Source organism: Streptomyces sp. NPDC014995 (assembly GCF_043080745.1).
Classification (GTDB): Bacteria; Actinomycetota; Actinomycetes; order Streptomycetales; family Streptomycetaceae; genus Streptomyces.
The window spans coordinates 1-24,818 of the sequence record NZ_JBIBVX010000017.1 but is presented as its reverse complement, the minus strand read 5'-3'; the positions used below and the strand labels follow the sequence as shown (position 1 = coordinate 24,818).

Here is a 24,818-nt window from a genome sequence, read left to right as displayed (position 1 = left end):
TGCTGACAGCGTGGGCCCCGCCGCTCGTGCGCCACACCCATGGCGCTGGAGGCGCTTCCCTCAGGCGCCAGGCGGTACTTGCGTCACCTGAGGGCGTGCGCAAGTGAGCGGCAGTCAGCCGAGGCGGCCGCCGCTCGAGCCCCGGGCCGAGGACGACGTCGACGTGGCGTCCTCACCGTCATTGCCGTCATTGCCGTCAGTGCCGTCAGTGCACTCCCGTCAGGCGCTTGAGCGGGTGACCAGTCGTGTGGGCAGGATCAACGGGGTGGGGTCCTGTCCGTTGATGAGCGTGACGAGCATGCGCGCCATCTCCCGTCCGAGAGCCGTTATGGGCTGGTGGACGGTGGTGAGGGGCGGATCGGCGACCTGCGCAACGGTCAGGTCGTCGAAGCCCACCACGGCGACGTCGGCGGGGACTGCCCGGCCGGCCGCACGCAATATGCGCAGCGCCCCCGCCGCCATGTTGTCGTTGGCAGCGAACACCCCGTCCAGGTCGGGATGGTTCGCCAGCAGTACGGCGATGGCGGCGGCTCCGCTGGGTTCGGTGAAGTCCCCCTCCTGCGGTGGCAACGGATCGACGCCGGCGGCCAACAAGGCGTCTCGGTAGCCGCGGTACCGAGCGCGCCCGGCCTCGGTGTCCAGACGCCCGCAGATTGCGGCCACGCGAGTCCGGCCGAGCGAAACCAGGTACTCGGTGGCCTCGCGCGCTCCGCCGACGTTGTCGACGTCCACATACCACCGGGGAGCCGAACCGACCGGGCGCCCTCCGAACACGACAGGCATCTCCGCCTCCTCGGCCATACCGGTCAGCGGATCGTCCTCGCGCAGCGCCATCAGCATGACGCCGTCGGCACCCTTGGACCGGAAGAGCTCCTCCACCCGCTTGCGGCCCCGGTCGGAAGCGGCCAGACACAGCATCAGATGCAGATCGGCCTCCTCCAAAGCGGTCGACGCCCCCACAATCACCTGGGCGTAGAACGGATCCGCGAAGATCGACGGATCCTCTCCCGAGACGACCAGGGCGGCCGCTCCCGTCTGACGCGTGGCCAGAGCCCGGGCGGTCGGATTGGGCACATAACCGAGTTGCCGGACAGCCCGTTCGACCGCCTCCCGTTTGGCACGGCTGACATGCGGAGCGTTGTTGAGGGCACGGGAGGCCACGGAGCGGGAGACACCGGCGCGTTCGGCCACCTCGTCGAGCGTCGGGTGCCGACGCGGCGCATCTTCTGCCATGAACCACGAGCCTTTCCCTCACGACCGGACGGGAAGCGTCTCACCCCGACCCATGGCATTGCCACCCGCCAGCGGACGTCGCAGGGCGAGGCAGGGAGTCCTCGCCGCCTATGACTGGGAGCGCTTCCAGTCCTTGCCACAGAGTCTGGTTTTCGCCATGCGAACAGGTTGCGCATCGGCTCTTGACAGCTCAACTAGCCCGCCAGACCATACCGAGCACACCCCCAACAATTTTTCGGTGCTCTTGGGAACGCTTCCAATGGGAGCGCTCCCAACTCAGGTCGTACCACCGCTCTTGCTCAGGTCGCACGCTCGGGACCAGAGGGTGCGACACACCCTTGCCAGGAAGTTGAGGTTCAGTCATGCGCCGCCGACTCCGCGCCTTGGCCGCAGCACTCTTCGCTCTGCCGCTGGCGCTCGCCGTCGCTCCGTCCGCGCACGCGGCCGACCCGACGACCATGACCAGTGGGTTCTACGTGGACCCCGACTCCAGCCCGAAGAGGTGGGTAGCCGCCAACCAAGGCGACGGCCGAGCCGCCGCCATCAACGCCTCCATCGCCAACACCCCGATGGCCCGCTGGTTCGGCTCCTGGAGCGGCGCCATCGGCACCGCGACGGGCGCGTACGCGGGAGCGGCGGACCGCGTCGACAAATTACCCGTCCTCGTCGCCTACAACATCTACAACCGCGACTACTGCGGCGGGCACTCCGCAGGCGGAGCCGCCTCGCCGTCCGCCTACGCCGACTGGATCGCCCGGTTCGCCGGCGGTATCGGCAACCGCCCGGCCATCGTCGTCCTCGAACCGGACTCCCTCGGGGACTACGGCTGCATGACCCAGGCGCAGATCGACGAACGCGAGGGCATGCTCACCGGCGCCCTCGCCCAGTTCAGCCGCCAGGCCCCCAACACCTGGGTCTACATGGACGCCGGCAACCCGCGCTGGGTCGACGCGGCGACCATGGCCCGGCGCCTGCACGAAGCCGGCCTCCGACAGGCCCACGGCTTCTCGCTCAACATCTCCAACTACATCCCCACGGTTGAGAACACGGCCTACGGAAACGCCATCAACAGGGAACTGAGCGCCCGCTACGGCTACTCCAAGCCGTTCGTCGTGGACACCAGCCGCAACGGCAACGGCTCCAACGGCGAGTGGTGCAACCCCGCGGGCCGTCGTATCGGCACCCCCACCCAACTGGGCGGAGGCGCCGAAATGCTCTTGTGGATCAAGACACCGGGCGAGTCCGACGGCAACTGCGGCGTAGGAGCGGGTTCCTCGGCCGGGCAGTTCCTCCCCGAGGTCGCCTACAAGATGATCTACGGCTACTGATCCCAGACTCCCGTGGCCCGGTTCGCTTCCGCCCCGCGACCGGGCCACCGGCGCCGCGCCCGGCCGCAGGACGGCGGGTCTTGCTGCGACTGCGACTGCGACTACACGCTGGATCCCGGCGGGAGAACCGGTCTTCTGCACGCCTGGGACTCAAACTCCAGCGCCGATCGGTTCGATAATTAGTTCACTGTTCCACATATCGACCGATCTTCCCTTTTCGGCAGTTGCCGTGCTCCTCATGTGCCGCGAACCGCTGCTCCTCGGGCGTCCAGCACAGCAGCGCGACGTGCAGGGACGTGCACTGCAGGCCCGACTCCAGATCGCAGCCGAGCAGCCGTTCGATGGTGTGGAGGCGCTGGTAGTAGGCCTGCCGGGACATGTCGGCCTGTTTCGCCGCGACCGACTTGTTCCCGGCTGCCGCCAGATGGGCGCGCAGGGCGGGGAGCAGGTCGCCACCGTTGCGGTCGTCGTGCTCGATGAGACGGGTGAGCTGCCGCTCCGCGTAGCGCTGCAAGCGAGTGTCGTTCCGCAGGACGCCCAGCAGTTCGGGGAGCCCGATGTCGGCGGGGACGTGGAACCAGCGGTCGGGCGAGGTGGGCATGATGGCCTCGGCCGTCTGCTCGGCCTCCTGCCACGACCGGGCGATCCCGGAGAGGTCGGTCACGCCGGGGCCGACGGCGACGACGGCCTCCGGGCCGAGTTCCTCGCGGCAGAGACGTCCGATCCGTTCGGCGACCGGCTGCCAGGCGCTGGCCTGTGCCAGGGCCAGGAGTATGCCGATCCGGCCCGGTGCCGTCTCGCCGACCAGGGCGCGGATGCCGGTCTGCGCCATCGCCTTCGCGATCCGTTCGTCGAGGTGCTCGCCGGTGCCGGTGTGCGTGTGGCGGATGACCACGGCGAAGAGGCGGTGCCCGAGGGTCGGCAGCCCCAGCGCCTCGGCGCGGGCGCGGGCGTCCGCGGGGGAGCGGAAGCGCCGTTCGGTCACCGCCGGCACGGACAGCACCACCAGCGCGGTGGCCGGCCGCGCACCGTCCAGGGGGCCAGTGCGGCGTACGGCAGGTTCTCCTAGAGAAGGCGGCCCGCTGAACGGGAGCGAGCCTCACTCCGCCTCACGCGCCTCCCCGTACCAGCGCCACTTCTCCAGCCGCTCCCGCCCCGGGAGCTCACCTCGCCCGGTCGCCCACAGCAGCGTCGGCCACTGCTCCTCGCCGCGCTCCACATGCGGGAAGAGCCGTCCGAGGACCAGCGCGCAGAGATCGTCGGGGGCGGTGAACCGCATGCCGAGACCGGCTGCGATGTCGTACGTGTGGACAAGGGTCTCGACGATGCCCATCGCCGCGAAACCGGCCGGGTCTGAGGCGCCCATGGCGTGGTGGGCACGGGCCGACGGGAGAGTTGTGCGAGTCAGGGAGACCTGCATCGCACCGCACGCCTCCAGAACTGTCAGCAGCCCGGACGGGCCCGGCTCCCGCGCGGCCTGGAGTATGTTGACCGGCCCTTCGGGCCGTTGGCGGTGCATCTCGAGCGGGACATAGGTGCCGGCCGGTAGGCCGGGCGTCGCGATCTGCATGCCGTAGAAGAACAGGTCGTCCGCCAGGTGCTCGGCCGTCTCCCAGCACGTCCACTCCAGCGAACCTGCCTTCGCCTCCCATGCCTGAGCCTGAGCAGCCGTCGGCCGCAGCGTGGCGAGCGCGAGCTGCACCGCGCGGGCCAGGGCATCGGCCCAGGCGTCGTTCGTGCGGGGGCCCGACGGGTCATGATCTTCGAATGTCATCCGGGCACCGTAACGTGCGCGTCCCATCGCCGCGCCACAGTTCGAGAAGGCCGCTGCCGCTCGCGATCGGATCGAACGGTCGGACGACGGGCCCGGGTCCGCACTCCGTTGGCGGTGGGCTGCTCAGGCGCGCCCACCGCTGCAACCGGAAACGGACTCAACGCCCACTCAGTACCACCCAAGTCTGATCGACTGGCCATCAGGCCAGACCGGGTGCCGGGCCGCTCGCCTTGCAGCACTGGGGTGCGGCCAGCTGGTGAGCGGCGAGCGGTCAAAGTGGCGTCGGCCCACTCCCGCCAGCGTCTGGGGACGGCGTCACGGTCCCTCTCCCACCAGGCCACGTCCGCGTCGAACCCGGTCTTGAGGTTCTTCGGCGAGGTCGGCGACGTGGCCAGGACGTCGTCCGAGAGCAGCTTGACAGCGCCAGGGACGACCGAGCCGTGCGGGAAGAGCTTGGCGAACGCCCGGTCCACATCCAGCAGGTACAGCTTGTCCAGCGGAACGCCGTCGGTCAGCAGCGCGAACTCCAGTTCGGGCAGGTCCACCTCCGCGCTGCGCAGCGAGCGGGGGCCGCTGAAGGCATCCGTGTTCCAGAAGCCGGTCCAGCTCTTCGGGACACGCTGACCTGCGTCGACTGGTAGTTGACTGTCGTGACCGTGATGCCGGTCACCGCGGTGGCGGCGGCCCAGCGTGCCTGCGGTGCCCGGAGTACGGTTCTGCGTCCTATCCGGTTGGCTCCCATCGGGCGCCTCCTGGGTCCTTCGGAGCTGTCCGTGCGGGACGACGTGCGTCGCGCGTCAGGTGCCGAGCATCCGGTTGAGCTCGTCGAGGGACTTCACGGCCACGTAGTCGTAGCCGTGGGTGACCGGGTCGCAGCCACGGTCGAGGAGGATGAGGTTGCGGAAGCCCATGTCGTGCATCGGCATCAGGTCGTAGCGGGTGTGCGAGGAGACGTGGACGAAGTCCTCGGGGGACGCGTCGAGCTGGTCGAGCATGTACTCGAACGCGGCGTAGCGAGGCTTGTAGTAGCCGGCCTGCTCCGCGGTGTACACCGCGTGGAAGTCCGCCCCGAGCTTGGGCACGCTCTCCGCGAGGAAGGAGTCGTCGGCGTTGGAGAGGATCACCAGCTTGTAGTGCTCGCCCATCTTCTTCAGCGGTTCCGGCACGTCGGCGTGCGGGCCCCAGCTGCGCACGCCGTCGGCGAACCGCTTGCCCGCGTCCGGCGCGGCCTTCACACCCCACTTGCGGCAGACCCGCTCGAAGGAGTCCTGCAGCACCTGCTCGTAGGGGTAGTACTCGCCGCGGACCTGGTCGTAGCGGTAGCCGCGGAACTCCCGCACGAACTGGTCCCACTGCTCGGCGGGGATCTGGTCGCCGACGAGCTCACGCGTGATGGGGGTCATCGGCCACTCGATCAACGTGCCGTAGCAGTCGAACGAGACGTACTTCGGGCGGAAGGAGGGATTACTCATGATGGTGCTCCACTCTTTGCTTAGGGGAACTGGTTACGGCCGGTGCGGGCCTTTTCAGGAATGCCCATGACAGAGATGTCGAGGTGGGGGGCGATGCCGTCGGCATCGCCGGGGATCAGGCGGCGCCGACTCCTGCCGGAGCGAGGAAGTCGACGGGGTGATCAGTGGTGCCGTCGAGTGCCAGGTCGGAGGCGATCTCGCCCATGGCGGGCGAGAGTTTGAAGCCGCTGCCGGAGAATCCGGCCATGACGATGATGTCGTCCTCGCCGGGGAGACGACCCACGAGCGGGTTCCCGGACTCCGTGTAGCCCTCCATGTAGACCGACAGCCTGATGGGGTCGGGGTTCAGATCGGGCATGAGTTCACGGATGAGCTCGCGGAAGGTGCCGAGTTCCTCCGGGCGGACCGTACGGTCGAGCCGTTCGGGCTCGGGCACCGGCAGATGGCGTGCGAAGGAGAGACCGAGCTTGACGGAGATGCCGTCGGGCGACGGGAGCCCGAAGCAGTCGTGGGGTGTGCTGCGCACGAAAGGAGGGGCGCCGCCCGCGAACCAGTCGTGGCGGGTGGGCAGGTGCCAGGAGCAGATCACCCGGCGGATGTCCACGGTCCGTGGGAGGTCCGGGAGCAGGGTGTTGATCCAGGGGCCCACGGTCACCACCGCGGTGTCGACGTGGTCCGTGCCGTGGTCGGTGACGATGTGTACCCCGCCGCCCGCCGCGGGGGCGATCTCCCGCACCGGCGTGTAGCGGTGCAGCCGGGCGCCCAGTTGCTCGGCGCGGGTGGCGGCGGCCTGGACCGACGCCTCGGGCCTGATGATGGCGCCCTCGCGGTCGAGTACGGCGGTGTGTCCGTCCGGGAGACGGTGCTGCGGATAGCGGCGGGCCAGTTCCTCCCGGTCCAGTACCTCGTGATCCAGACGATGGGTGGCGCTGGTGGCGAGGAGGAGACGCATCGACGGCGAGGCGGTCTCCCCCATGACCAGGCAGCCGCTGCGGCGGCGCAGTGAGAAGCCCGTCTCCGCCTGGAGCTGCTCCCACATCCGGTCGGCGAGTCGCAGCAGCGGAATGTACCCGGGTTCGCCGAGGTGGGCGGCTCGGAAGATGCGGGTCTCACCCCCGGCCGCGCCGCGGTCGTGACCCGGGGCGTACCGGTCGTAGCCGATGACCTCGGCCCCGCGGGCGGCAAGTCGCCACATGGCCTGGCTGCCCATGCTGCCGGCACCGATCACGGCGACGCGCTTCGGGATGCGCATGAGGTCGCTCCTTTCGATGGTGTGGTCTGGGTGGTAGTCGGGCCCCAGCACGGTGCGGACACCCTGCGGACCCTTCCGGTTCGGGTCCCGCTGGGGATGACGTTCACTTTCGGCCTGGGGAAGGCCGGGCTGCACACCTTGCCGGCGATCGGGTGATGAGCATCGTGAAGGCTGCGACGAAGGCCATGCCGACCGGTTCCCTGGTGGTACCGGCCGAGGGCCACAACCAGCCGGTGAGGATGCCGGCGACGATGGCGGTCAGGACCCAGAAGCAGAGCTGCTTGACCAGGGCGCTTGGCGGGTTGGGCTTGGGCGGGGTCGGGGACACGGGTGCTGCCATGGCGTTTCTCCTCGTTGAGGAACGGCGCGACCGGGACGCGGAACGGTCCTCGCCACGAGGGAAGGCCGGTGGGGGCGCCGCTCGGGAAAGGGGGAGAGGGCGCGGGAGTGCCCGGTGAGCGGTGGGCGGCGTCGTCGCTGCCGCCCACCGAGGGTGGAGATGGCTCAGAGGAGCTCGATCAGCTTGTCGGTGAACTCGGCGGTGGTCGCGGTTCCGCCCAGGTCACGAGTGCGGATATCGGTCTTGGCCAGGACCGAGGTGATCGCGTCCGTGATGTCCCTGGCCGCGGCGGGATGGCCGAGGTGGTCGAGCATCATGGCCGCGGACCAGATCGCGCCCAGCGGGTTGGCGATTCCCTGGCCCGCGATGTCGGGCGCGGAGCCGTGCACCGGCTCGAACATCGAGGGGAAGTCCCGCTCGGGGTTGAGGTTGGCCGCCGGGGCGATGCCGATGGATCCGGCGACCGCGGCCGCGAGGTCGCTGAGGATGTCGCCGAAGAGGTTGGAGGCGACGACGACGTCGAAGCGGGCTGGTTCGAGGACGAACTTGGCCGCGAGCGCGTCGATGTGCTCCTGGTCCCAGGCGACCTGCGGAAACGAGGCGGCCCGCTCGGTGACGAGCTGGTCCCAGAACGGCATGGTGTGCACGATGCCGTTCGACTTGGTCGCGGAGGTCAGGCGGCCGCCGCGCTGGGAGGCGAGCGTGAAGGCGTAGTCCAGCACGCGTGTGACGCCGGCCCGGGTGAACACGGCCTCCTGCACGGCGATCTCGTCCGGGAAGCCGCTGTTGAGCCGGCCGCCGACCTGGCTGTACTCGCCTTCCATGTTCTCGCGCACGACGACGAAATCGACTTCGCCCGGCCGTGCGCCGCGCACCGGACTGTCGATGCCTTCGAAGACACGGATGGGCCGGAGGTTGACGTACTGGCGGAAGCTGCGCCGGATCGGGATCAGCAGCCCCCACAGCGAGACATGGTCGGGCACCCCCGGGTATCCCACCGCACCCAGCAGGATCGCGTCCTTGTCGCGCAGCTGGTCGATCCCGTCGGCGGGCATCATGGCGCCCTCCCGCAGGTACCGCTCGCACGACCAGTCGTCGTACGACGTGTAGGACAGGCTGAAGCCGTGGCGGCGGCCGAGAACATCGAGCACCTGCTGTGCCGGGGGCAGTACCTCGGCTCCGATGCCGTCGCCGGGGATCAGGGCAATGCGGTGGTTCGTCGTCATGCCGTCGATTGCAGCAAGGCGGTCCGTGGGGCGTCCAAGACGCAAAGCGGATCTCCCTTATAAGCGGTGCCTATCAGCTGTCGGTGGCCGAGGTCGCGCTCGTGACGAACGCGGCTGCCGCGGGCGACAGGCTGCCGCGGCGGCTGACGAGGGCGATGTCCAAGGTGGTCTCCGGCTCGATGTCCAGGACGCGGGCGCCCAGTCGCCGGGCGACGTCCCGCCAGGAATCCGTGACCACCGCGAGCCCGACCCCGGCCAGTACCAGGGGCATGAGCGCCACGCGGTGCTCGGTCTCGGCGGCGACGGTGAACTCGATGCCCTGTTCCCGCAGCGCGTCGACGTAGGCGCGCATCCCGGTACCCGGCTGCCCGACGATCAGCCGCTGTCCCGCCAGCTCCCGGCACTCCACCGCCGTCCGATCAGCGAACGGGCCGTCGGCCGGCACCACCAGCACAAAACGCTGCCGCCCCAGCGCATGGGAGACGACCTCCTTGTCGGAGACCGGACCGGCGGACGCCAGGAGCCCCAACTCCACGGCACCCGTGCGCACCATGTCGATCACATCACGCGACGTGAACGCCGCATGGATGGCAACGGAGACGCCGGGATACCGGTGGCTGAAGGCACTCACCAAGGTCGTCAGTGGCTCCACCGCCTGCGACGGCATCGACGCCACATCCAGGCGCCCCTCACGCAGCTCATGCACCGCCGCGACACTCGCCCGCGCCGTCTCCAGACTCCGCACGGCCTCCCGGGCGGGCCCGATCAGGGCCCTTCCGGCCTCCGTCAGGACTGCCCTGCGCCCGATGCGATGGAACAGCTCGGAGCCGAGGTCACGCTCCAGTGCCCGCACGGCCTGCGACAGCGACGGCTGCGACACGTACAGAGCCGAGGCCGCACGGTTGAACCCCCCACGATCAACGATCGCAAGGAAGTACTCCAGCTGCCGAATGTCCATACGCGTCCTCTGCCCCTCAAGAAATCAACCGACGACTCAATCGGTCCCGACCATGGTTACGTGCAGGATCGCCTCGACGAAGTACGGACCACCGATGCACTGGCCGTAAGGTCCGCGAGCCGTGTCGGACGTACGAGGTCGGACGGGAAGGGTTACGGGGCAACCGGAAGGAAAGCAGCCGTACGACAAGGAGACGTCCACGCCATGGGTACCGCCGTCCACGTCCCACAGACCCGGGACATGATCGGGGACGAGCTCTCCGGAGACGAGGCGTTCACCGCCCTGCGCCACTACGGAGGGCTGCGGCTGCTGGCCGACTCCTTCGCGCGGTTCCGTTACGCGGACGGCTTCACCAACGCGCGGGCTCTCGCCTTCCAGGTGGTGCTCGGGCTGGTTCCGTGCACCGTGGCGCTTGTCGGGCTGGCGACGTCGGTGCACACGGAGGGTGTGGGCCGGATCATCGAACTCACGCTTGGCCGGATCGTGCCGGGCGCCAGCGCGGAGATCGTCGAGGACGCCTTCGAAGGGACGCGGCGCACTGCTCACGGCGATGTCTGGAGCACGCTCGCCCTGTGGCTGGGTCTGGGCTTCGCGCTGTTGAACCTCGCCTCGGCCATGGGCCAGATCGAGCGCGGCGCCAACCGTATCTACGGCATCGAGCGCGATCGCCCCTTCCCGCGCAAGTACGCGCGGGCGATCGTTCTCGCGATCGCCGCCGGTCTGCCCTTGGTGCTGGGGTTCGTCGTGCTCGTGGCCGGCGAAGCCGTGGGCGACGCGCTGGCGGACTCCGCCGGCTGGGAGGGCAGCGGGCCGCGATGGTGGGGGGTGCTCGACATCCCCGTGGGCCTCGCGCTGGCCTGGGTGGCCTCCGCGGTGATCTTCCGTTGGTCGCCCCGCCGCGTCCAGCCCGGCTACACCTGGTTGGCCTTCGGCTCGGCCCTGCACCTCCTGCTGTGGGTGTCGGCCACATGGCTGCTCGCGCTGTACGTCCAGGAGAGCGGTGCCTTCGGCGCCGTGTACGGGCCGCTCACCGCCTTCATCGCCCTGCTGCTGTGGGCCAACCTCACCGCCGTCGCGCTCTTCCTCGGCATCGCGTTCGCCGCCCAGCTGGAAGCGGCCCGCGCCGGCGGCGAATCAGCTGTCCAGCCAGACCCCGGACCAGGGGTGTGAGACCGGACGACAGCTGAGGCCGCCCGCCGCGTCGTCAGCCGCCCGCCGCGGCAGTCACCGTCGCGGGATCCACCCCGGTCAGTTCGACGATGCGGTGCGGTGGCACACCGGCGGCCAGTGCGCGTCCGATCAGGCCGTCCCGGCCGTCCGCGCAGTCACGGTAGGCGAGCAGCTCCTCCTCGACCCGGGCGAGCGGCTCCGGTGCCATCCGGTGGCGGACCCGGCTCAATTCCTCGTCGCTCAATGGGACGGGCAGCCGTTCCGCTCCCTCGGGCACGGCCGCTGTCTCCTCCGGTGGAAGCAGGCGCAGGTGCGGGGAGGTCGGCGTGGCTCCGTGAGCGTCCAGCCACGCGCGTACCGCGGGAGTCTCCATGCACGCGAGATCGCCGACGGCGGTCGGGGCCACGCCGAGCGGCGCAGACGCGTCGTCAAGCAGGAACAGGTAGGCGTCGTCGGTCATCCTCAGCTCTTTCTCAACGGGGACTGATCGACTTCCCATTACCCCGGTGCGCCCGAATTACCGCCGGGCCGCCATGGCGCACCCTCGTCGGCGTCGACGAACTCCTTCCGGTGCATCCCACTGCCGCCGATGCGGTGCGAGCAGGGCCGGCTGGGCCGCCTTGACGCGACCAGTGATGCCCATAGTTTCCCGTTCGCAGAAACAGGCGAGAAGCGCAGCGTTTCGGGCAACCCCTCTCATGAAACTCGACAAAGACGACTGACGACACGGGAGCGATGGCGGAATGGACCCCAATGAGACTGAGGCACGGTTGCTGGACGGGCTGACGGTGGACGACCGCCGGCCGGAACAACCGATCCTGCTCGACGGCACCCGAGAACCGATAACCACCTGGCGGGAAAACTACCCGTACGACAAAAAAGTGAGCCGCAAAGAATACGAGCGAACCAAGCGGGTCCTGCAGATCGAATTGCTCAAGCTTCAGCGGTGGATCAAGGACACCGGCGGTCGTCTGGTCCTGATCTTCGAGGGCCGGGACGCCGCAGGCAAGGGCGGCACCATCCAGCGTTTCACCGAACGCCTCAACCCCCGAGGCGCCAACATCGTCGCTCTTGACAAGCCCACGGAACGGGAAAAGGGCCAGTGGTACTTCCAGCGCTACATCAACCATCTCCCCGGACCGGGAGAAATCGTCTTCTTCGACCGCTCCTGGTACAACCGGGCAGGAGTCGAACGCGTGATGGGATTCTGCACGCAGCATGAATGCGAACTTTTCTTCCAGCAATGTCCGGTCTTCGAGAAGATGCTCGTGGAAGACGGCGTCATCCTGGTGAAGTTCTGGTTCTCCGTTTCGAGAGCGGAGCAGCGAACGCGCTTCGCGATACGCCAGGTCGATCCGGTCCGTCAGTGGAAACTCTCTGCGACCGACCTTCAGTCTCTTGATCTCTGGGACGAATACACCACTGCCAAGGTGGAGATGTTCCGCGCCACCGACACCGAGCACGCCCCATGGACCGTCGTCAAGAGCAACGACAAACGACGTGCCCGCCTCGAGGCCATGCGCAGCCTCCTCCACCGGGTCGACTACGCGGCCAAGGACGTAGAAGCGGTCGGCAAGCCGGACCCGCTCATCGTCGGCGCCGCGGCCACCCTCCTCGAACCGGGCGAAGAGGACACAGCGCTTTCCCCGACCCCACTCGTCACCCAGGAGGAAGGCCCCGGGCATCATCCCGCCAGACGGACCCCCGCACCTGCGAACGGGGAGGCGCAATAGGCGGAGAGGTCTCTTCCGCAGGACGTTCCGTTGCTGCGGAAGGGAATCGCAGGCGGAGACCAGGACCTGTCCGACGCGGCGGCCGTCCGGCCGGCCGCGCTCCGTCCCCGCGGATTGCTCGGAAGGGGGCGCCGCAGAAAGCCCGTCCGACACAGCGCGAGACGGGCTTTCTGCGGGCCCTGGGCGGGGCCCCGCACCTGCTTGTCCCCCACCAACGCACCACACCACACGTCGCGGTGACGGGATCGCGATCAGGAGCGGACGATACGGCGCACGTTGTCCACGGCGCCGCAGCCCGCCTTCAGATGACGCTCACGCTCTTCCAGGAACGCATCACCCAACTCCTCTCGACGCTCCATGGCGACGTTCTCGCGTGCTCCGTTGAGGATCGTGCGCTCCTCCTCGTCGGCGTGGTGGGTGACGGCCTCCACGAGCTCTTCCAGTTTCGCGTCCCACTCCTCGGAGCCGACCTCGTCGACCTCCAGGAGTTCGAGGAGTGCCTCGTTGCCCTCCTCGTGCTCCTCCTCGCCGTGCTGGACCTCTTCGTCATCGATCTTCTTGTAGCGCTTGAGGGCGGGGTACACCTTCGCCTCCTCGGCCAGCGCATGCGCGACCAATAGATCGGCGAACTCCCGCAGCGCTGCTGCTCGGTCGGCTTCGACGCTGCGCATCAGACGAAAAAGGTCCTCCATTCTGCGGTGGTCCTGGAGGATGAGCTCGACGACGTCTCGTGTCTCGGCCATGGAGTGGGCTTCACTTTCGTATGAGGGAACCTTGCCGAGACCGACTACCCCCGCCCGCCACGTTCAGTGAGCCTTCTTTCAACCACACCCGGCGCCCGTGGGCGGGTGAACCATACGCAGAGCTCACCGCCTCCCGCAGGACAACATAGGGAGCTGCTTCAGCGTTGCGGGAAACCGGCTGTCGATCGTCCCCACCTGCGCCGACGGCATCCGTGTCCTCACCAGCCGCGGCAGATCGACCCACCACCGCCCCGTGACTCCTCAAGGCTGTCCGGTGGGTGAGCTGTGGTCCCGCCCTGGGTGGTACGTGCCTGCGGGGTGTTCAGAGGGGATGGGGGTCATCGGGGCGGTAGCGGGCTTTGATGTGGACGCGTTCGCCCTGAGGGCCGAGGATGCTGAGGAATTCCACGGGGTGTTCGTCGGCGTTGCCGAACCAGTGCGGGAGGTGGGTGTCGAATTCGGCGACTTCGCCTTCGGTGAGGATGAAGTCCTTGTCGCCGAGTACGACGCGTAGGCGGCCGCGCAGGACGTACAGCCAGTGGTAGCCCTCGTGCGAGCGGGGGTCGGGTTCGCGACCGTCGGTCAGGCACCGCGGCCAGCACCGCACCGAAGTCATCGCTCATACGTTCACCGTGAGTCCCTTCCAACTTGCTGAATGTCTAGCTGAGATCACAGGCAACGAGCCGCTGATCTCCCGCCGGCCCGCCCAGTTACTCGAGCGTGTGCCCGCGAGGCAGCCGCCCAGCAGATCTCCGAGTCGCCGAAAGATCGGCAACCTGTCTTGTGGGGCGCTTCAGTGGGCTGGGACCATGCCGGCATGGACTCGCGAGTAGTCGGAATACCCAAGGTGGACGGCACCGAACAGGTGGCCGTCGTGATCGACGTGATGCGGGCGTTCACCACCACCGCCTGGGCTTTCCACCGCGGGGCAGACAAGATCGTTCTCGCTGTCGACGAGGACGAGGCACTGTCAATCAAGGCGTGGCACCCGGGCTGGCTTGCGCTCAAGGACGGGGCACCGGCCAGCGGGTTCGACCTGGTCAACTCCCCTGGCCTGATCCAGGAGGCCGACTTGGCCGGTCGCACCGTGATCCAGAAGACCACTGCGGGAACGGTTGGGGCCCTGGCGGTTGTCGAGGCGAAATTGGCGCTGTGCGCCAGTTTCGTCGTGGCCGGCGCGACGGCCCGGGCCCTGGCGGACGCCGGCGCCGACTCGGTGACGTTCGTGGCCACCGGCGAGGACGGCCGTGCCGCCGAGGATCTGGCCTGCGCGGAGTACCTTGACCGGCTCCTGGCCGGGGATCGTCTCGACCCCGGCCCCTATCTGCATCGTGCCCGTACCTCTCCGGCCGCGGACGACCTGCGCGGCGGGCGACGCCGCGGTGCTCACCCCGCCGATGTGGGGTTGTGTTTGGAGGTGGACCGGTTCGACTTCGCCATGAAGGTCGGACGCGAGGAAGGGATGGCAGTGCTGCGGCCGCTCCGGACTCGACCAGATGCAGTGTCCGCTGTACACCGCGCACGGTAATTGATGAGCCGTTCCCGCCTCACGCTGACGCGAGGTGGAGGGTGAGGACGGCCTTGACGATGTCGGTGATCCAGGTGGTGCTACAGCGCAGCTTGCGCAGCAGGCGCCAGCCCTTGAGCGTGGCCATGGCCTGCTCGCCCACGGCGCGGACCTTCGCATGGGCCACGTTGACCGCCTGCTTGCCGGCGGACAGGTTCCGGTGCTTGCCGCGGAAGGGGACGACCACGGTGCCTCCCGCACCCTGATATCCCTTGTCCGCGAAGCACTTGATGTCTGCCTCGGCCAGAGCGTCGATGACTTGGTGGGTGCGGGCGGCGGTGATGTCGTGGGTGGCGCCGGGCAGAGCGGGCAAGGCCCAGATCAGGCGCCCGAAGGGGTCGGTAGTCACCTGCACGTTCATGCCGTGCTTCTTGTGTTTGCCGGAGTAGAACGGGCGGTCGGCGGCGATCCGGTCAATTGGCAGCAGCGTGCCGTCGAGGATGAGATACGCCTTGGTGGAGGCGGCCGTTACGACCTGTTCCAGGGTGGGGGCCACGGCAGCCAGGACGTTGATCGCCTCGTGTATGTAGCGGTAGCCGGTGGCGATGCCGACCCCGAAGCCGGCGGCGAGCTGGGCGTAGGTGTCGCCGCGGCGCAGGTGGGCCAGGGCGAGCAATGCTTGCTGTCCGGCGGGGAGTTTGCGCCAGCGGGGGCCCATCTCGCGCTGCCGGCGGGTGAGGTGTTGGGCGAGGAAGCGCAAGCCGCGGTTGGACAGATCGATCGCCGACGGGTGCACCAGCACGCGAAGCTCCTGGTGGTGCGGGTTGATCTTGGTTGACGATCCTTCTACGCTTCACCACTTCCCGACGCCAGGGCGCCCGCCCGTCGCACCAGCCAAGCGATCAGGTTGGAAACGGCTCCGTGCCTGCGCTTTGCATTTTCCGCAAAGAACTTCGCCCTATTGCCGACGTGGGCGCACTTTGGAGTCGGAGGTGGTCACCATGACCCGAAATTCCCAGGTCAACAGCAGCGACGATCAGTACGACGTGGTCCAACGCTGGGACGAGATGTACCGCAGCCGCGACCGGATATTCAGCGGCAACCCCAACGGAGTGCTCGTCGCCGAGACCATCGACTTGCCACCAGGCCAGGCGCTCGACGTCGGATGCGGTGAAGGGGCCGACGCACTCTGGCTGGCCCGGCGCGGCTGGCAGGTCACCGCGGTCGACATCTCCGAGATCGCCCTGCAACGTGCCGCCGCCGCTGCCACCGACGTCGAGGGCCGCGTGGCGTGGGCCCGGGCCGACCTCACCACCACGCCGCCCCCGGCAGGTGCCTTCGACCTGGTGTCCGTCCACTATTTCCCGCTCAAGCGTCAGCCGGGCCACGCTGCGTTGCGCGGCCTTCTGGATGCTGTCGCCTCCGGTGGCACGCTGATCTTTGCCACCCACGCCCTCGCGGACCTGGCCCTGCACCAGGAGGAGGGCTTCGACCCCGCCGACTACTACCAACCCGACGACATCGCCCAGCTCCTCGACTCCACCTGGAACATCCTGATCAACGAGACCCGCCCCCGCACCACCCAGCCCCCCGCCGGCACACACCACTCCCACGACACCGTCCTGCGAGCGCTACGCCTGCCGTGAGCACCCCCTCGCCGCGCTCTTCGTCATCGAAGTCCGCTGTAGAAGGCCGGTCCGCACCCACTCCTCCGCACGGGCAGCGGGAGCGCAGCGACCGCTGACGCTGGTACTCCAAGCGGGGCTGCGGCAGCAGGAGCAACGCCGCCGTCTACCGCCGCCGGAGTCGCGAGGAGGAGCAGGTCTGCCCACAGCGCGACACCACCGGCGAGGACGCGGCCGGACAGCAACTCCCCCACGGGACTGAGCACCCCACAACTCGCCGCCCATCACGCTGCGTTGGGGAGCGTGGGGCCGCCCCGGTTGGTTCGCTCACCGGGCCGGCAGTACGCCGCCGACGGTTCGGCTGCCCGGCCGGCTTCCTTTCATCCAGGCCGCGGCACCCCCATTCGGCCATTTCCCCGTCCGCCGGTGGACACGGGACAGTCTGAATGGAACGCTCGCTCCAGACCGCGGGCAGTACCCAGGAGGCGCACCCCCCGGCCGCGCCGACGCGTTCCCCGTACGAGCCGTGCATCGCGCACCAGCACAGAGTCCTCGCACAAGCCGAGTCCTGGTACGCCCGGATTCCTCGCCGAGAGGGGTTCTCCCATGAAGGCCACAGCCGTCACGGCCGCGACCGCCGTCGTCCTCCTTGCCACCGCCGCACATCCCGCTGTACCTCACGCCGCCCGTCCCGCCGCTCAGCACGTCGCCCGTGCCGCCGCTCCCGCGGCCGCCGGGCCTGCTCAGTTCACCGTGGACACCACGTCCGACGCGGTCGACGCCGACGGGTCGGACGGCCGGTGTCTCACCGCCTCGGGCGCGTGCAGCCTGCGTGCCGCGGTGATGGCCGCCAACGCCCGGCCGGGCAGTACGATCACGCTGCCTCCCGGCCACTACCGGCTGACGATCCCGCCCGACCCGCGGCTGATCATCGGCGACAACCCCGACCCCACCACCGGCGACCTGAACGTCACCGCCCCCACCACGATCGAGGGCGCCGGCGCACGGACCACAGTCATCGACGCCAACCAGCTGGACCGGGCCTTCCGCATGCAGGCGGACACCCGGCTGTCCGACCTGACGATCACCGGAGGAGTGACCAGGCAACGCGAACTGCCCATCACCGACACCGGTGGTGGCGCGATCGCCAACGGCCGTCACATGACGCTGCGCCGGGTCACCGTGACCGGGAACTCCGCCGGTTACGGCGGCGGCATCTTCAACGTCCCGGACTCCCACCTCGATCTGATCGACAGCACGGTCAGCGGGAACGTCGCGGGCGAGGCCGGAGGCATCAGGTTCGACGACACCGGCACCGTGACCAACTCGACGATCGCGGACAACCGGGTGACCAACCCCGGCAACCGCCCCGGCAGCCTCGCCGGTTACGGCGGAGGCATCGACATCCGGGGGACGGGCCCCGTAGAAATCCTCAACTCGACCATCACCGGCAACCGTTCCAGCGACGGCGGGGGCGGCATCAACATCGCCCCCGCCTACCTCGACAGCCTGCCCTCCCCGATCCCCGACATCATCGATCTGCCCCTCGGGCGCCTCACGCTGCGCAACTCCGTCATCGCGGGCAACACCGTCGACGGCGCCCCCGCCAACTGCAAGAAGGCCTTCGCCACCATCACGTCCCAGGGCCACAACCTCGACGGCGACGGCAGCTGCCGGCTCACCGCGGCCGGCGATCTGCCCAGCCGCACCCCGCTCATCGGACCGCTCGCGGACAACGGCGGCCCCACCGACACCGTCGCACTGCTGCCCGGCAGCCCCGCCCTGGACGCGGCCGAGGACTGCACGGCCACCGATCAGCGCGGCGTCGCGCGCCCCCAGGGCGCCTCCTGTGACATCGGCGCCTACGAGCGAACGCCCTGACCCCCCACCCCCTACACCGGCACCTGGAGCCAAGGATGAGAGCCCCGAGCCTGCGTCCCCTTCTGGCCCGCGCCACAGCCGCCCTGGCGGCCCTGCTCCTGTCACTGACCGTCCCCGCGCCCACGGCCCGCGCCGCTTCCGACCCCGACTCCCTGGTCGTGCGCACCGACCGGGGCTGGGTGCGGGGGGCGGCCGTCCGCGACGGCGGGCGGGTCTTCCACGGCATCCCGTTCGCCGCCCCGCCGACCGGTGAAATGCGCTGGCGTCCGCCGCGACCGGCGGCGCGCTGGTCCGGCACGCGGGACGCCACCGCACCGGCCCACCCCTGCCCCCAGTTACCGCTCACGCTGCTCCCCGACGGCGGCCCGGTCCTGCCCGGCGAGTCCAACCGCACCGGCAGCACCGTGGAGGACTGTCTGTACCTCAATGTCTGGACACCCGCCCGCAGCAACAGCCGGCCTCTCCCGGTGCTGGTATGGCTGCACGGCGGCGCCAACGCCTACGGCGCGGGCAGCGACTACGACGGCGCCGCGCTGGCCGCGCGGGGTGTGGTCGTGGTGACGGTCAACTACCGCCTCGGAGCACTGGGTTTCCTGGCCCACCCCGCCCTGTCCGCCGAGAGCGCGGACCACGCCTCCGGCGACTACGGCCTGATGGACCAGCAGGCCGCGCTGCACTGGGTACGGCGCAACATCGGCGCCTTCGGCGGCGACCGCGACCGGGTCACCCTCGGCGGCCAGTCCGCCGGATCGGCGGACACCTGCCTCCACATCGCCTCGCCGACCGCGAAAGGCCTCTTCCACCGGGCGATCCAGCAGAGCGGAGCCTGCGCCGGGGGTGGAGGTCTGACGCCCCTCACACTCGACGCGGCCGAACGCAAGGGGGGAGACTTCGCGGCCTCGGTCGGCTGCACCGACCCGGCGACCGCGGCGAGCTGCCTGCGTGCCGTGCCCACCACCGAGCTCATCCGCGTCACCGGGACAGCAGCCGCCTCCCTGTGGGCCCCGAACACCGGCCCCCAGGTCCTCCCCCGCCCTCCGCACACGGCGTGGGCCGAGGGACGAGTGAACGCGGTCCCGGCACTGAGCGGCAGCACCCGTGACGAATACCGCTACTTCACCGCGCTGTACGTGGATCTGCTCGGCGGCGGCCCACTGACTCCCGACTCGTACGCCGCCCTCATCGGGCTCCAGTACGGCAACCGCGCGGCCGAGGTCCTGGACGCGTACCCCGCCTCGGCGTACCCCTCCCCGAACCTGGCCTACTCCGCCGTCGGCACCGACCAGCGGTTCGCCTGCCCGGCACGGGACGACAGCCGGCTGTACAGCAGCCGTACTCCCGTCTACGCCTACGAGTTCGCCGACCCCCAGGCACCGCCGTTCATCCCGGCACCGCACACGCCGCAGGGGGCCTTCCACGCTTCCGAACTGGCCTATCTCTTCCCCACGGACGCACTGGCGCCCCTTACGCCCGCCCAGCGGCGGCTGTCCGTCACGATGACCGCCTATTGGGCCCGCTTCGCAGCCACCGGCAATCCCAACGCGCCCGGAACTCCGCCCTGGCCGCGCTACACGGCCGCCGGGGACCACATCCAGGTGCTGGCACCGGACCGGGTCGGCCCGACCACGGACTTCGCGGCCGACCACCACTGCCCGTTCTGGCACCCCTCCCCCGCTCTCCAGGGAGCCGTGCGATGACCTCGGCGCTCGCCCTGTTCCGGGACGGGTGCCGGACGCTGCGCCAGGGCCCGCACGCCCTGGCGCAGCGGCAACGGGAACGGCTGGCCACGATGGTCGACTTCGCCCGTACCCACTCCCCGTACTACCGGGAGCTGTACCGGACCCTGCCCGCACGCGTCGAGGACCCCGCCCTGCTGCCGGTCACCCGCAAGCCGGACCTGATGGCGCGCTTCGACGACTGGGTCACCGATCCCGAGGTGACCATCGATCGCGTACGGGCCTTCGTCGCCGATCCCCGACGGGCCGGCGAACGCTTCCTCGGCCGATACCTGGTCACCACCACGTCCGGAACCACCGGCCACCGGGGCCTGTTCCTGCTCGACGACCGTGCGGCGGCGGTGGTCAGGGCCCTGTCGCTGCGGGCCGCCCGGCGCACCCTCACCCCCATGGTGACCGCCCGGTTGCTCGTTCGCCGGGTGCGGTCGGCGCACATCGTGGCCACCGGTGGCCATCTGGCCGCGTACTCCGTCATCGTCCGCACCGGCGCGACCGGCCGGCTGCCCTCCCGGGACAGCCGGGTGCTGTCGGTGCACAGCCCGCTGCCGGAGTTGGTGGACCGGCTCAACCGGCACCGCCCGGCATTCCTGGCCGGCTATGCCACGGTCATCGCCTTGTTGGCCGGCGAGCAGCTGGCCGGCCGGCTGCACATCACCCCGGCCGTGGTGTCACTGCTGGCCGAAGGCGTCAGCGACCGCGACCACCAAAGGATCCGCTCGGCCTTCGGGGCGCACCTGATCGACACCTACGCCTGCAACGAGAGCCTCGCCCTGGCCTACGGCTGTGCGTCCGGATGGCTCCATCTCCACAGCGACTGGCTGATCCTGGAGCCCGTCGACGTCGACCACCGCCCCACACCGCCGGGCCAGGAGTCCCACACCGTGCTGCTGACCAGCCTGTGCCGATGGGCGCAGCCGATCCTGCGCTACGACCTCGGTGACAGCGTTCTGCTGCGTCCGGACGCGTGCCCGTGTGGAGACCCGCTTCCCGCGATCAGGGTGCGTGGCCGCGCGGCCGACCTGTTGTCCTTCCCGCTCGGCGACGGCGGCACGGTGCGTATCGTGCCCATGGCCTTCGAGACCCTCCTGGAGAGGATCCCGGGCATCGACCTGTTCCAGATCGTCCAGACGGAGCCCACGCGCCTGCGCGTGCGGATCCGCTCCGCCGCCGCAGCCGATCCGGACCAGCTGTGGGCGGCGGTGCGAAAGGAGACGGTCGCCCTGCTCACCGCGCACGGTGCGGGTCAGGTGAACGTCGAACGCGCCCACGAGCCACCCGAGCAGTCCCCGGGCGGCAAGTATCGGGTCGTCATTCCCTGGTCGTGACGCCGTGAGAGGGGGCGTCCTCACCAGGGACGTCCCCCACCGGAACGCCGTGGTGACGCGCCAGCGCCAGCAACGCCACGCGCAGTGGTCCGGTCTCCACGACCGTGTCCGGCTCGAACCAACGGGCCACCGCCGTTCCACTCGCCATCCTCAGGGTGAAACGCGCCAATTCGTCCGCCACCTCGGGGCAGTCACGCAGGCCGAAGACGGAACTCACCGAATCCCGGGCCCAGGCCACCAGCGCGTCGCGGTAGTGACGCACCTCCGCCACCGCCGCCGCGCTGGCGTCCTGCTGCACCATGCCCAGCCCCAGCAGCAGCTTCACCCCCCGCGGCTGGCGCTGGAACGCGCCCTCCACTTCCGTGAGGAAGGTGTCCAGACGCTGCACGACATCGGCGCCGGGCACCTCGGCCGGGGGCAGGGCCGCCAGCAGTGCGGTCCTGGCGCGCTCCAGCACCGCGACGTAGATCCCGTCCTTGCTGCGGAAGTGCCAGTAGATCGAACTGACCGGCAGACCGCATGCGCCGGAGATCATCGAGATGGACGTGGCGGCGTAGCCGTGCCGCGCCATCAGATCGCCGGCGGTGTCGAGAATCGCGTCGCGGGACCGCGCGCCACGGTCCAGAGCCGGTGCCTCCGTCATAGGGCCGACTCTACGCAATCATGAAGAAGGCGGCCTTGGGGTTGGCGAGCATCACCGCTTTCCTCTGCCTACCGACCTTCGGCCTCGGTTCGCGTGGTCAGCCGGTGGGCACGCTTGCTTCGTTCAATGCGGGCCGCTTGCGGACCTGATGGAGGACGAGCAGGACCAGCGGGTGCGTCGCGTCGCCCCATTGGGGAGCGGGGCGCGGACCAGCGGATGCGCCGACCGACCGACCGACCTGCCTGCCAGCCTGCCTGCCTGCCTGTTGCGGGACGTCAAGCCGTGCGGCGGCGACCACAACGCGCGCCGGGCTGACCACCCACAACCCCTACAGAGGGAAAACCCTGGAAGGGCGGGCGTGCTCTTGTCGCGGCCGCCCCCAGGCGCTTCACTGGCGCTGCTCCACCCCCCACAGGAGAACACCCGTCCCATCAGTAGAAGGGTTTCTCTTGACCGCCCTACGCGCCTCCGCCGTCACCGCCGCAGCCTGTGCCGCCGTGCTAGCCACCGCCCTGCCGTCCTCGGCCATCAACTCGTACAACGCGACACCCGCACCCGAGCGCACCGAGGTCGGCGCGCTCGTCGCGACCTGGGACAACGACGGCGACCCCACGACACCCGACCGGGTCGACTGGGTCTGCTCCGGAACCATGATCGACGCGGACACGTTCCTGACCGCCGCGCACTGCACCACCGACTGGCCCGACAACGTGAGGTTCTACGTGTCCCTGGACCAGGACGTGCAGGCGGGCCTCGACGCCGCCGCGAAGAAGTACCCCGGCGATCCGGCCGCGCAGGCCGGCGCCGTCGCCGTCCAGGGCACCGCCCACAGCCACCCCGGCTACCCCGGGCCCGCGTCCGACTCGCACGACATCTCGGTGATCGAGCTGCCCGCGACCAAGGTCAAGGCCCGCTGGACCTTCACCCCGGCCACGCTGCCCACCGCCAACCAGCTCGGCGCACTCGGCCCGCAGGCGCTGAACTCCACCGACTGGTTCGTCGCCGGATACGGCACCCAAGAGGCGCAGCGCGGCCCCGGCGGCCAGACCCACCCCGGCGGCGGTGTCCGGATGAAGGCGCCTGTCACCTTCGACGCCCTCAACGACGCGTGGGTCCGCCTGGCGATGACCGAACCCCAGGGCAACGGCGGCGCCTGCTACGGCGACTCCGGCGGCCCCAACTTCGCCGTGATCGGCGGCCGGACTGTGCTCGCGGCCACCACGATCACCGGCGACGGCCCGTGCTACGCGACGAACGTGTCGTACCGCCTGGACACGCCGGGCGCCCGTGCCTTCCTGGCGCCGTTCGTGAAACTGCCGTAGCGCCCGCCGGGCGGAGCGCGCCCCCTCCGCAGCGCCTTACCGCGCTGCCGGGCCCGCCGTCGACCGCGGCTCGGACGAGCCGTCGGCGGCGGGCCCGTCCGGCGACCGGACCGGAAGCCTTCCGGCGAGGGGGCCGGCACCGATCGGTGCGACCCCTTCACGGCGACGCCCTCGAGGACGGGGGTCCTGTCCGGGAGTAACGGCTCGATCCGCGCCCACTGCGCGTCGGTCAACGGCACACGCGGGCCAACGAGCGAAGGACATGCTCTGGATCAGCGTCGTTCGTCAGGTCGCCTGTCCTGTACGCAGTCGTCGCACATCCCGTACGAGCGCGTACAAGGCGCTGAGAAAGATCACAGCCCCAGCCGCGATCCAGAGAGCCGATGTCCCGGAGTGGTACTGGCGAACGGCGCCGAGGAGCAGCACCGTGCTGGCAAGAACACCGAAAGCCGAGATCAGAGCGCTGACGCGATCGGTCACACGAACATCATCACCGACGACCTCGGCCAGCGGGAGTGATCCAAACGAATCGGCCTGCAACCGTGCCGACCCGCGCAGACGACTCCGCTGGAATCGGATCGGGGTACGGATCGTCCGCAAAGGGATCGAGTCAAGCGAACGATCAGGGCGACGTCGCTGGCTGCACACTGACGCCTCCAGGCAACAGCCCGACGCAGCCCGGCACTGCGACGTGCGTTGAGCGCGGGTCACCGGCGACCCCTCCCCCCATCTAGTCAAGTTTGACTAGACTTCTCGCGTGAGCGAGAAGACGATTCCGATCTTGCCGTGCCAGACCATCCAGCCCGTGCTCGACTTCTACTGCGCCCTCGGGTTCGACGTGACTTTCCAGCAGATGAGCCCCAATCCGTACGCGGTTGTCGAACGCGGCGGCATTGAGCTCCAGTTCTTCGGGATGAAGCACTACGACCCGACCAAATCGTTCAGCACCTGCTACATCCGGACCGATGACGTCGACGGGCTGCATGCGGCCTTCCGGGCCGGCCTCAAAGCAAGGTATGGGAGGGTTCCCTCCCGTGGACTGCCACGTATCGGGGCACTGAGGGACGCGTCGCACGGCATGCGGCAGTTCCTCATGACCGATCCGGGCGGCAACTGCATCCGCATCGGTCAGCCGATGAGCGAGGACCTGCACCACCGGCCCGCACCCAAGGAGACCTTCTCCCGGGCCCTGCACTACGCGTCACTGTTCGCGGACTCGAGGGACGACCCGGCGGCAGCCGCAAAGGTCCTCGACCGGGTACTGCGTCGTGAGGACAAGCGGCCCACGCACGTGCAGTTGCTGCGCCTCCTGGTGCTGCGTGCGGATGTCGCCAGGCGCCTCGGTGACGAAGAGACCGCGATGTCCGCGCTCTCCAAAGCTGCCGCGATCCGTCTCACGGCCCAGGAACGGGACTCGGTCCACGACGACCTCACGCGTCTCGACGAGTTGCAGGTCTAGGCCGTTTCTGGTGGCTCTTGGACGGTGTCGCGGAGCCAGATGACGATCGCGGTGACGGTCAGGGTGCCGTTGAAGATGTAGTCGCGCTTGT

24 protein-coding genes and 2 pseudogenes are annotated in these 24,818 nt (G+C 69.5%); 11 read left to right on the top strand and 15 right to left on the bottom strand.

All coding sequences use genetic code 11. The annotated features are described in order from the left end of the window. Positions 1-219 precede the first annotated feature (219 nt). Positions 220-1,233 carry a LacI family DNA-binding transcriptional regulator gene (locus ACF1A1_RS30270; RefSeq protein ID WP_392004192.1) on the bottom strand — a complete coding sequence of 338 codons (1,014 nt, stop codon included), beginning with the start codon at positions 1,231-1,233 and terminating at the stop codon, positions 220-222. Between the two features lie 362 nt (positions 1,234-1,595). Here ACF1A1_RS30270 and ACF1A1_RS30265 point away from each other — a divergent pair, with 362 nt between their 5' ends. Further along, entirely contained in the window at positions 1,596-2,561 is a 966-nt protein-coding gene (locus ACF1A1_RS30265) for a glycoside hydrolase family 6 protein (RefSeq protein WP_392004191.1), read from the top strand. 184 nt (positions 2,562-2,745) lie between these two features. Here the strand turns inward: ACF1A1_RS30265 and ACF1A1_RS30260 are convergent, their stop codons facing one another. From ACF1A1_RS30260 to ACF1A1_RS30225, 8 genes are all read right to left on the bottom strand, one after another. After that, positions 2,746-3,555, bottom strand: a complete 810-nt coding sequence (locus ACF1A1_RS30260) for a PucR family transcriptional regulator (RefSeq protein WP_392004190.1) — start codon at positions 3,553-3,555, stop codon at positions 2,746-2,748. A gap of 105 nt (positions 3,556-3,660) precedes the next feature. Next, on the bottom strand, positions 3,661-4,335 hold the full coding sequence (locus ACF1A1_RS30255; protein ID WP_392004189.1) for a hypothetical protein: 675 nt from the start codon (positions 4,333-4,335) through the stop codon (positions 3,661-3,663). Beyond that, positions 4,332-4,880 (bottom strand): hypothetical protein, encoded by a 549-nt coding sequence (locus ACF1A1_RS30250; RefSeq protein WP_392004188.1) that lies wholly within the window; start codon positions 4,878-4,880, stop codon positions 4,332-4,334. The genes ACF1A1_RS30255 and ACF1A1_RS30250 overlap by 4 nt, the downstream gene beginning before the upstream one ends. Before the next feature lie 252 nt (positions 4,881-5,132). Beyond that, positions 5,133-5,807, bottom strand: coding sequence for a haloacid dehalogenase type II (locus ACF1A1_RS30245; RefSeq protein WP_392004187.1), 675 nt, complete (start codon positions 5,805-5,807; stop codon positions 5,133-5,135). Positions 5,808-5,922: 115 nt separating this feature from the next. Further along, a complete protein-coding gene (gene solA / locus ACF1A1_RS30240; RefSeq protein ID WP_392004186.1) occupies positions 5,923-7,059 on the bottom strand; it encodes an N-methyl-L-tryptophan oxidase in 1,137 nt (378 codons plus the stop codon). 103 nt (positions 7,060-7,162) lie between these two features. Then, positions 7,163-7,399, bottom strand: coding sequence for a hypothetical protein (locus tag ACF1A1_RS30235; RefSeq protein ID WP_392004185.1), 237 nt, complete (start codon positions 7,397-7,399; stop codon positions 7,163-7,165). Positions 7,400-7,563: 164 nt separating this feature from the next. Beyond that, entirely contained in the window at positions 7,564-8,625 is a 1,062-nt protein-coding gene (locus ACF1A1_RS30230) for a tartrate dehydrogenase (protein ID WP_392004184.1), read from the bottom strand. Positions 8,626-8,698: 73 nt separating this feature from the next. Beyond that, positions 8,699-9,583, bottom strand: a complete 885-nt coding sequence (locus tag ACF1A1_RS30225; protein WP_392004183.1) for a LysR substrate-binding domain-containing protein — start codon at positions 9,581-9,583, stop codon at positions 8,699-8,701. A gap of 204 nt (positions 9,584-9,787) precedes the next feature. Between ACF1A1_RS30225 and ACF1A1_RS30220 the strand changes: the two genes are divergently transcribed. Beyond that, positions 9,788-10,753, top strand: a complete 966-nt coding sequence (locus ACF1A1_RS30220; RefSeq protein WP_392004182.1) for a YihY/virulence factor BrkB family protein — start codon at positions 9,788-9,790, stop codon at positions 10,751-10,753. 34 nt (positions 10,754-10,787) lie between these two features. Here the strand turns inward: ACF1A1_RS30220 and ACF1A1_RS30215 are convergent, their stop codons facing one another. Next, on the bottom strand, positions 10,788-11,213 hold the full coding sequence (locus tag ACF1A1_RS30215; protein WP_392004181.1) for a DUF6003 family protein: 426 nt from the start codon (positions 11,211-11,213) through the stop codon (positions 10,788-10,790). Between the two features lie 283 nt (positions 11,214-11,496). Between ACF1A1_RS30215 and ppk2 the strand changes: the two genes are divergently transcribed. Further along, positions 11,497-12,486, top strand: a complete 990-nt coding sequence (gene ppk2 / locus ACF1A1_RS30210; RefSeq protein ID WP_392004180.1) for a polyphosphate kinase 2 — start codon at positions 11,497-11,499, stop codon at positions 12,484-12,486. 251 nt (positions 12,487-12,737) lie between these two features. Here the strand turns inward: ppk2 and ACF1A1_RS30205 are convergent, their stop codons facing one another. Further along, positions 12,738-13,229 (bottom strand): hemerythrin domain-containing protein, encoded by a 492-nt coding sequence (locus ACF1A1_RS30205; protein ID WP_392004179.1) that lies wholly within the window; start codon positions 13,227-13,229, stop codon positions 12,738-12,740. Positions 13,230-13,551: 322 nt separating this feature from the next. Continuing rightward, a pseudogene (locus tag ACF1A1_RS30200) lies at positions 13,552-13,803 on the bottom strand (cupin domain-containing protein); the annotation flags it as partial. Positions 13,804-14,046: 243 nt separating this feature from the next. On the opposite strand from ACF1A1_RS30200, the gene ACF1A1_RS30195 reads away from it, so the two are divergent. Beyond that, positions 14,047-14,757 (top strand): 2-phosphosulfolactate phosphatase, encoded by a 711-nt coding sequence (locus tag ACF1A1_RS30195; protein WP_392004178.1) that lies wholly within the window; start codon positions 14,047-14,049, stop codon positions 14,755-14,757. Positions 14,758-14,776: 19 nt separating this feature from the next. On the opposite strand, the gene ACF1A1_RS30190 is transcribed toward ACF1A1_RS30195, so the two are convergent. Continuing rightward, positions 14,777-15,538, bottom strand: a complete 762-nt coding sequence (locus ACF1A1_RS30190; protein WP_392004177.1) for a transposase family protein — start codon at positions 15,536-15,538, stop codon at positions 14,777-14,779. A gap of 199 nt (positions 15,539-15,737) precedes the next feature. On the opposite strand from ACF1A1_RS30190, the gene ACF1A1_RS30185 reads away from it, so the two are divergent. The 4 genes from ACF1A1_RS30185 to ACF1A1_RS30170 all read left to right on the top strand — a co-directional run bounded on the left by ACF1A1_RS30185 (position 15,738) and on the right by ACF1A1_RS30170 (position 21,303). Then, complete coding sequence (locus ACF1A1_RS30185; RefSeq protein ID WP_392004176.1) at positions 15,738-16,382, top strand: class I SAM-dependent methyltransferase; 645 nt, start codon at positions 15,738-15,740, stop codon at positions 16,380-16,382. A 585-nt stretch (positions 16,383-16,967) separates the two neighbouring features. Further along, entirely contained in the window at positions 16,968-18,242 is a 1,275-nt protein-coding gene (locus ACF1A1_RS30180; protein ID WP_392004175.1) for a choice-of-anchor Q domain-containing protein, read from the top strand. A gap of 35 nt (positions 18,243-18,277) precedes the next feature. Then, complete coding sequence (locus ACF1A1_RS30175; RefSeq protein ID WP_392004174.1) at positions 18,278-19,939, top strand: carboxylesterase/lipase family protein; 1,662 nt, start codon at positions 18,278-18,280, stop codon at positions 19,937-19,939. Beyond that, entirely contained in the window at positions 19,936-21,303 is a 1,368-nt protein-coding gene (locus ACF1A1_RS30170; protein ID WP_392004173.1) for a phenylacetate--CoA ligase family protein, read from the top strand. The genes ACF1A1_RS30175 and ACF1A1_RS30170 overlap by 4 nt, the downstream gene beginning before the upstream one ends. On the opposite strand, the gene ACF1A1_RS30165 is transcribed toward ACF1A1_RS30170, so the two are convergent. Next, the gene (locus ACF1A1_RS30165; RefSeq protein ID WP_392004172.1) at positions 21,287-21,946 is read right to left on the bottom strand and encodes a TetR/AcrR family transcriptional regulator; all 660 of its coding nucleotides are present in this window, start codon (positions 21,944-21,946) and stop codon (positions 21,287-21,289) included. The two genes, ACF1A1_RS30170 and ACF1A1_RS30165, sit on opposite strands and share 17 nt — an antisense overlap. Before the next feature lie 449 nt (positions 21,947-22,395). Between ACF1A1_RS30165 and ACF1A1_RS30160 the strand changes: the two genes are divergently transcribed. Continuing rightward, positions 22,396-23,268 carry a trypsin-like serine protease gene (locus tag ACF1A1_RS30160; RefSeq protein ID WP_392004171.1) on the top strand — a complete coding sequence of 291 codons (873 nt, stop codon included), beginning with the start codon at positions 22,396-22,398 and terminating at the stop codon, positions 23,266-23,268. Positions 23,269-23,553: 285 nt separating this feature from the next. Here the strand turns inward: ACF1A1_RS30160 and ACF1A1_RS30155 are convergent, their stop codons facing one another. Further along, positions 23,554-23,748, bottom strand: a complete 195-nt coding sequence (locus ACF1A1_RS30155) for a hypothetical protein (protein WP_392004170.1) — start codon at positions 23,746-23,748, stop codon at positions 23,554-23,556. Between the two features lie 58 nt (positions 23,749-23,806). Here ACF1A1_RS30155 and ACF1A1_RS30150 point away from each other — a divergent pair. Both ACF1A1_RS30150 and ACF1A1_RS30145 read left to right on the top strand, forming a co-directional pair. Next, a pseudogene (locus ACF1A1_RS30150) lies at positions 23,807-23,911 on the top strand (IS5/IS1182 family transposase); the annotation flags it as partial. 114 nt (positions 23,912-24,025) lie between these two features. After that, the gene (locus ACF1A1_RS30145) at positions 24,026-24,727 is read left to right on the top strand and encodes a bleomycin resistance protein (RefSeq protein WP_392004169.1); all 702 of its coding nucleotides are present in this window, start codon (positions 24,026-24,028) and stop codon (positions 24,725-24,727) included. Positions 24,728-24,818 lie beyond the last annotated feature (91 nt).